This window comes from Streptomyces ipomoeae 91-03, assembly GCF_000317595.1.
Lineage (GTDB): Bacteria > Actinomycetota > Actinomycetes > Streptomycetales > Streptomycetaceae > Streptomyces > Streptomyces ipomoeae.
Genome location: NZ_AEJC01000324.1, coordinates 1 through 6266, shown reverse-complemented (window position 1 = coordinate 6266; position 6266 = coordinate 1). Strand labels below are relative to the sequence as shown.

Below are 6266 nucleotides of genomic sequence, written 5' to 3'. Positions count from 1 at the left end.
ACAGGGTCAGGCCCGCACCGGCGGCGGAGACGGTGAGCGATTGCCTGCTGCCGTGGCCAGCCCGGTCAGAGTTCCGGGCCGGGAGACGCCCTCGCCGAACCACCGCGCCAGACTCGCCGCCGGGATGCCGAGCGTCAGCGCCACCGTGCCGACGAGACCGAATGCGGCAGGCCATCGCAGGCTGCCCAGGCGCAGCAGTACCGGTGGGCGGCCCGCGCCGCCGAGGCGGGCGTAGCGGGCCGCCCGCCGCCGGGTCAGCTGCTCGCCCGAGACGATGAGCACGGTAAGCGCGACCAGCACGGTCGCCAGCACCAGGGCGCCGGTGCGGTCGAAGCCGAGGCTGATCGAGGTGAAGATGGCCCGGGTGAGGACATCCGTCCGCAGGACGGAGACCGCGCCGAAATCGGAGAGCACGTAGAGCGCCACCAGGAGCGCCCCCGCTCCCACTGCGGGCTGAACCTGGCGCAGTGTCACTGTGATGAAGGTGCGCCACGGGCCGCTCCCCAGTGACCGGGCCACCTCCTCCTGCGCGGGGTCGGCACTCGCCAGCGCGGCGGCGACGGGGAGGAAGACGTACGGGTACGACACCAGCGTCAGGACCAGCGCTGCCGCCCAGAATCCCTCGAACCCCTCCACCGTGGAGGCCCAGGCGAACGCCGCCACATAGCTGGGCACCGCCAGGGGTAGCGCGGCGAGCACCCCGAACAGCCGCCGCGCCGGCAGGTCGGTGCGCGTGACCAGGAACGCCGAGGCCACGCCGAGTGCCGTGCACGCCGTGGTCACGACCCCGGCCAGGGCCACACTCCGGGCCGCGAGTTCCCCGGTCCGCGCCGTGAACAGTTCCTCACTGATGCGGGCCCAGCCCGCGTCACCGACCCGGACTGCCAGATAGACCAGCGGGATCAGCGCCACACCGACTGCGGCCACCGCGGCAGCAGCCAGTGCCGGGCGCGGTACCACTCGCCTTGCCCGGCGGCGCGCGACGGCCGTCGACGCCATGGTCAGGCCAGCCCTGAATCCTTGATCATCTGGATCGTGGTCTGCAGGTCGTCCAGGTCGTTGAGGTCGATGTCCGGCGTCTTCAGGGAGGACAGCTTCGGCAGGCCGGGCGCACTGGCCACACCGGCCACGAGCGGGTACTCGTATGTCTCCTGGGCGAAGTAGGTCTGTGCCTGCTTGCCCAGCAGGTAGTCGAGGAAGGCGCGGGCGTCGGGATCGTCGCCGGCTCCCTTCAGCACGCCGACGCCGGAGACGTTGACCAGGGCCCCGATGTCTCCGTTCGGGAAGAAGTGGTTCTTCGCCTTGAGCGCGTCGACGGTGGTGCCCTGCTCCTTGGCCAGTTCGTACACGTAGTAGTGGTTGACCAGCCCTGTGGCGAGACGCCCCCTGTCCACGTCGGCGACGATCGGCGCGTTGCCCTCCCTGATCTGGGCGTCGTTGGCCTTCAGCCCCTCCAGGAAGTCCTGGGTCCGCTCCTCGCCGTCCTCGACCCTCATCGCCGTGATGAAAGCCTGGAACGAGCCATTGGTCGGCGCGACGCCCACCTTCCCCTCCCACTCCGGCTCGGTCAGCTCGAACACCGACTCCGGCAGATCCTCCTCGGAGACCTGGTCGACGTTGTAGACCAGGGTGCGCGAACGGCCAGTCACCCCGACCCACTCCCCGCCGTCGTCCCGGTAGGCGGCCGGCACCTTGTCCAGCACCTCGCCCGGCAGCTCTGCGAACAGGTCCTGTCCGGCCACAGCCCCCAGTGCACCGGCATCCTGCGCGAGGAACACATCCGCTGGAGTCCGGCTGCCCTCCTCCTGCAACTGCGCCGCCATCGCCGCCGTGTCTCCGTAACGCACCTCGACCGTGACGCCACTGGCCTTCTGGAAATCGTCCAGCACCGGCTTGACCAGAGGCTTGCTTCGCCCGCTGTACACAGTGATCTTCTTGTCCGAAGCCTCCCCGGCCAGCTGCGCTCCCTCACTCCCGCCACTGCCGCAGCCTGCGAGAAACAGAGTCAGCAGACTGCCGATGGCGACCGTGGTGACGACTCTTGGGCGGGTTGCATGCATGTGCTGCTCACTCCTTGGCCGTCTCCTCGAAGCGGACCTAAATTAGGATAGGCTAACTTTACAGGAGTTATGGGGGAATATCTGTACATTTCGAGGAGGGGGGTGATCACTACCGAGCAGCCCAGCGGCGCCGGACGCTGTCCTCGTGTTCTGCCTGTTCCAAGGCCAGGTCGGCGCGGGCGAGGTCTTCCCGCAGACGGGGGATCCAGTGGCGTCGCAGGGCGCGGACCCGGTGCCGGGTGCTGATGACCTCGGCGCCCACCAGCTCGGCGGCGGCGTGGGCGGCCGCGTACTCGGCGGCGGCGCGCACGGCCCGGCCGTAGGCGGCCTCGGCGTGTACCAGGGCCGTGTTGGTGGGAGCGGCGGCGGTGGGCGGACGGGCGGGTACGGACGTGGAGACCGCCGCCGGATGGCGTACCCCCATGGAGACGGTCCAGTGGATCGTGATCTCGGCGGAGCCGATGCCCTCGGCGGCTGAGTCGAGGGCGTGTTCTCCGCTCAGGAGCAGCCCCCGCAGCAGCCAGCTCTCGGCCTCGGACAGCAGGTCCCGCCAGGCGCGGGCTGCTGCTTCCTCCGCGTGCAGCAGCCGCTGATGCTCGGAGCGGAGGATGCGGAGCTTCTGCTCCAGCAGGTCCGCTCCGCGCTCGGCGACGTCGAGGCTGTGCCGGAGGCGCAGTCGCCCCGCACGGCCGGGCGGCGTACGGCGGGCGCCGGTGCGTGTCATCGGGACGCCTCCGTGTCCAGGGCATCCGTTGCCCCGTGGGCGTCGAGGAGCCGGGCGGGGAGCATCGAGAGCTGGCTGCGGGGCAGCGTGAGCAGGGCCCGCCAGCCGCGTTCCAGAGAGGTGTCCAGGTCGCGTGGCTGGTCGCTGCGCTGGTCGGCGAAGTCCCGCAGGAACGCCTCCTCGTAGTCCAGGTAGCGGCGGTCGGTGGGGCTCAGCGCCGCCTGGCCGACCAGGTCCGCGAGGTCGCGGACCTGCCGGGCGCGGGCCAGTGCGGCAAGCAGCTGGGCCGCGACGTCGAGGTGGTCGTCGCGGGTACGGCCGGGACCGGCGCCCTTGCGCATCAGCCGGGAGAGGGAGGACAGGGCGTCCAGCGGCGGGTACACACCCCGCGCGTGTGTCTCGGGCGAGAGGACGATCTGGCCCTCGGTGATGTAGCCGGTGAGGTCGGGCACGGGGTGGGTGATGTCGCCCGCGGGCATGGTGAGCACCGGAAGCACGGTGACCGAGCCGGGACGGCCCCGGATGCGTCCGCAGCGTTCGTAGAGGGAGGCCAGGTCGCTGTAGAGGTAGCCGGGGTAGGCGCGGCGGGCGGGGATCTCCCCGCGGGCGGCGGAGACCTCGCGCAGGGCCTCGGCGTACGTGGTCATGTCGGTCATCACCACCAGGACGTGCCGTCCCTCGTCGAAGGCGAGGTGCTCGGCGACGGTGAGCGCGATGCGTGGGGTGAGGATCCGTTCGATCACCGGGTCGTCGGCGGTGTTCAGCAGCAGGACCAGTTCGCCGGCCGCGGACCGTTCCTCCAGCGCGTCGCGTACGTAGGAGGCGTCGGCGTGGGTGAGGCCCATGCCCGCGAAGACGACGCTGAACGCCTCACCGGCGGCAGTGGCCTGCGCGGCGATCTGGGCGGCCAGTTCCAGGTGCGGCAGCCCGGCCACGGAGAACACCGGCAGTTTCTGCCCGCGTACCAGCGTGGTCAGGGCATCGACGGCGCCGACACCGGTGAGAACGGGCTCGGACGGCGGCTCGCGCCGCACCGGATTGATGGGAGCGCCGCCCACCTCGGCGTCCCGGGAGCCGAGCACGGGTGGGCCACCGTCGAGGGGTTCGCCGCGGCCGTTGCACACGCGGCCGAGCCAGTCCGCGCCGACGGGGACGCGCAGGGGGCTGCCCGAGAATGCCGCGCGGACCCCCTCCGGATCCATGCCCGCGGTGCCCTCCAGCACCTGGACGACCGCCAGGTCACGGTCGGCGTCCAGAACCACGCCGTGGCGTCGTTCGCCCGAGGCGAGCGTAATGCGTACGTATTCGTCCCAGCCGATCCCCGAGACTCCTTCGACGATCGCGAGCGGCCCCCGCAGTTCGCGCACCGTCGTGTACTCGATCCCGCCGAACAGGCTCATGGCCGTACTTCTCCCAGCCTGGCGAGCATGGCGTCCCGCCGCGCAGACACGCCGGTGGCGTCGTGGGGGCCGGTGTCCTCGCGGGCGCGCAGCAGTGGACCGAAGTCGATCTCCTCGACCGACGCCGCCGGGATGCCGGCATCGACCAGTTCGCGGCAGCGGTCGGTGACCGCGAGGACGGCGTCGGCCAAGGCGGCCGTCTTCTCCGGCCCGCAGTACGCGTCCCGCTCCGACAGGGCGCTCTGCTGGAGCACCCCCTCGCGGACCAGCCTCCCCGCCAGCACGCTGACGCGCTCCCGCGCGGGCAGGGCGGCGATCCCGATCAGATCCACGAGGTCGGCCAGCCGGTCGGCCTCAGCCAGCACCGCTCCCACCCGGTCGCGACGCCGGGCCCACGCCGGATCACCGGCCGTCCGGTGTCCGACGGCCAGAACCGGGACGTCCCGGGAGAAGGACCCCGCCCAGGAGACCGCCGGGTAGTGGCGGGCGTAGGCGAGGTCGCGGTCGAGGGTCCACAGGCAGCGGACGAAGCGTTCGGTGTGCGCGGTCACCGGCTCCGTCATGTCCCCTCCCGGCGGCGACACCGCGCCGATCACGGTCACCGAACCCCGGTCGCCGCCGAGGGTGGTCACGGCGGCGGCCCGCTCGTAGAAGGCCGCGATGGCGGAGGCGAGTCCGGCCGGATAGCCCTCCTCGGCGGGCAGCGCGCCGGTACGGGAGGCGAACTCGCGCAGCGCCTCGGCCCACCGGGAGGTCGAGTCGGCGATGACGACCACGTCCAGACCCATGTCCCGGAAGTACTCGGCGACCGTCATCCCCGTGTACACGCTCGCTTCACGGGCCATCATCGGCATGTTGGAGGTGTTGGCGATCGTCACGGTGCGGTCCGCGAGGCGCCCGCCCGTGCGCGGGTCCCGGAGCTCTGACAGTTCGGTGATGACGTCGGCCATCTCGTTGCCGCGCTCCCCGCAGCCGACGTAGACGATGACGTCCGCGTCGCACCACTTGGCGATCTGCTGCAGCAGCATTGTCTTGCCGGTGCCGAAGCCCCCGGGTACTGCAACCGTGCTGCCCCGGGCCACCGGAAAGAGCAGGTCGATCACCCGCTGGCCGGTGTTCAGAGCCTCGTGGCTGTCGACGCGCTCCCGCACCGGGCGTGGGCGGCGCACCGGCCACAGCGCGCCGACCGTCACCTCGGTGCCGCCCACCACGGCCACCGTCGCATCGCGCGCCCGGTCTCCGGCGTCGGCGATCTCCTCGACCGTGCCCCCGCAGCCGTGCGGCACCAGGACCTTCACCGGCACCGGCCCGGCGTCGCGGATCTCCCCGAGCGCCTGCCCCTCGGCCATCTGCTCACCCTCTGCCGCCAAAGGGGAGAAGGACCAGATACGTTCGCCGGCCGCGGTCGGCTGCGCGCCGGGCAGCAGCCAGTCGCCGACACCCGACAGGGGACGCAGCAGGCCGTCGAAGATCCCGCCGAGCAGCTCAGGGCCGAGCGGCACCGACAGTGGACGGCCTTGGGGCAGCGCCGTCTGTCCCGGAACCAGGCCGCCGGTGTACTCGTACGCCTGGACGGTGACCACGTCACCGCTGATGGCCACGACCTCGCCAGGCAGACCGGCGGGGCCGATCGAGACCAGGTCGTACATCGCGATGCCGCCTGTGTACTCCATCTCGACCAACGGTCCGGTGACGCGCAGGATCCGGGAGACCGGCTCCCGTGCAGTCGCCCGGCGGGGCGTCCCGGCGGCTTCCGTCACGGCTCCCACAGGCTCCGCACCTCCCCTCCCATACGGTCCAGCGCGCGGTCGGCCAGTGCGGTCAGTGAGAGATCGACCCGCCTCCCCGGCACCCGGGCCACCACGCCCCCGTCGGCGTGCTCGCTCACTTCGGCGCCGGACCCCAGTAGGACCCGCGCCCGATGTTCCAGCCGCTTTCGCAGGGACACGTAGCCGTCGGTCCGGCGCAGGGCGCGGACCCGTTCGGCGGCATCGCGGCGCAGTCCCTCGTACGCCTCCCGGCGAGCGGCGAGCGTGCGGGATCTGGCCTCTCGCCGGGCCCTGACGAGGAGCTCGCGGGTGG

6 protein-coding genes are annotated in these 6266 nt (G+C 71.9%); all 6 read right to left on the bottom strand.

Translation table 11 applies throughout. The annotated features are described in order from the left end of the window. Nucleotides 1-6: 6 nt before the first annotated feature. The gene (locus tag STRIP9103_RS21255) at nt 7-927 is read right to left on the bottom strand and encodes an ABC transporter permease (protein ID WP_052315585.1); all 921 of its coding nucleotides are present in this window, start codon (nt 925-927) and stop codon (nt 7-9) included. 74 nt (nt 928-1001) lie between these two features. Next, complete coding sequence (locus tag STRIP9103_RS21250) at nt 1002-2060, bottom strand: iron ABC transporter substrate-binding protein (RefSeq protein WP_009316860.1); 1059 nt, start codon at nt 2058-2060, stop codon at nt 1002-1004. Nucleotides 2061-2169: 109 nt separating this feature from the next. Further along, on the bottom strand, nt 2170-2784 hold the full coding sequence (locus STRIP9103_RS21245; RefSeq protein ID WP_009316857.1) for a V-type ATP synthase subunit D: 615 nt from the start codon (nt 2782-2784) through the stop codon (nt 2170-2172). Continuing rightward, on the bottom strand, nt 2781-4184 hold the full coding sequence (locus tag STRIP9103_RS21240; RefSeq protein ID WP_009316859.1) for a V-type ATP synthase subunit B: 1404 nt from the start codon (nt 4182-4184) through the stop codon (nt 2781-2783). Before STRIP9103_RS21240 ends, STRIP9103_RS21245 begins: the two co-directional genes overlap by 4 nt. Continuing rightward, nucleotides 4181-5953: a V-type ATP synthase subunit A gene (locus STRIP9103_RS21235; RefSeq protein WP_009316854.1), complete on the bottom strand. Its 1773-nt coding sequence runs from the start codon at nt 5951-5953 to the stop codon at nt 4181-4183. The genes STRIP9103_RS21240 and STRIP9103_RS21235 overlap by 4 nt, the downstream gene beginning before the upstream one ends. After that, on the bottom strand, nt 5941-6266 hold a 326-nt coding region (locus STRIP9103_RS21230), incomplete at its 5' end, for a hypothetical protein (protein ID WP_048820688.1). The genes STRIP9103_RS21235 and STRIP9103_RS21230, both read right to left, overlap by 13 nt.

Excerpts from the sequence above, each read along its gene's own strand:
- STRIP9103_RS21240 (WP_009316859.1), bottom strand. The coding sequence starts at position 4,184 with ATGAGCCTGTTCGGCGGGATCGAGTACACGACGGTGCGCGAACTGCGG.
- STRIP9103_RS21245 (WP_009316857.1), bottom strand. The coding sequence starts at position 2,784 with ATGACACGCACCGGCGCCCGCCGTACGCCGCCCGGCCGTGCGGGGCGA.
- STRIP9103_RS21250 (WP_009316860.1), bottom strand. The coding sequence starts at position 2,060 with ATGCATGCAACCCGCCCAAGAGTCGTCACCACGGTCGCCATCGGCAGT.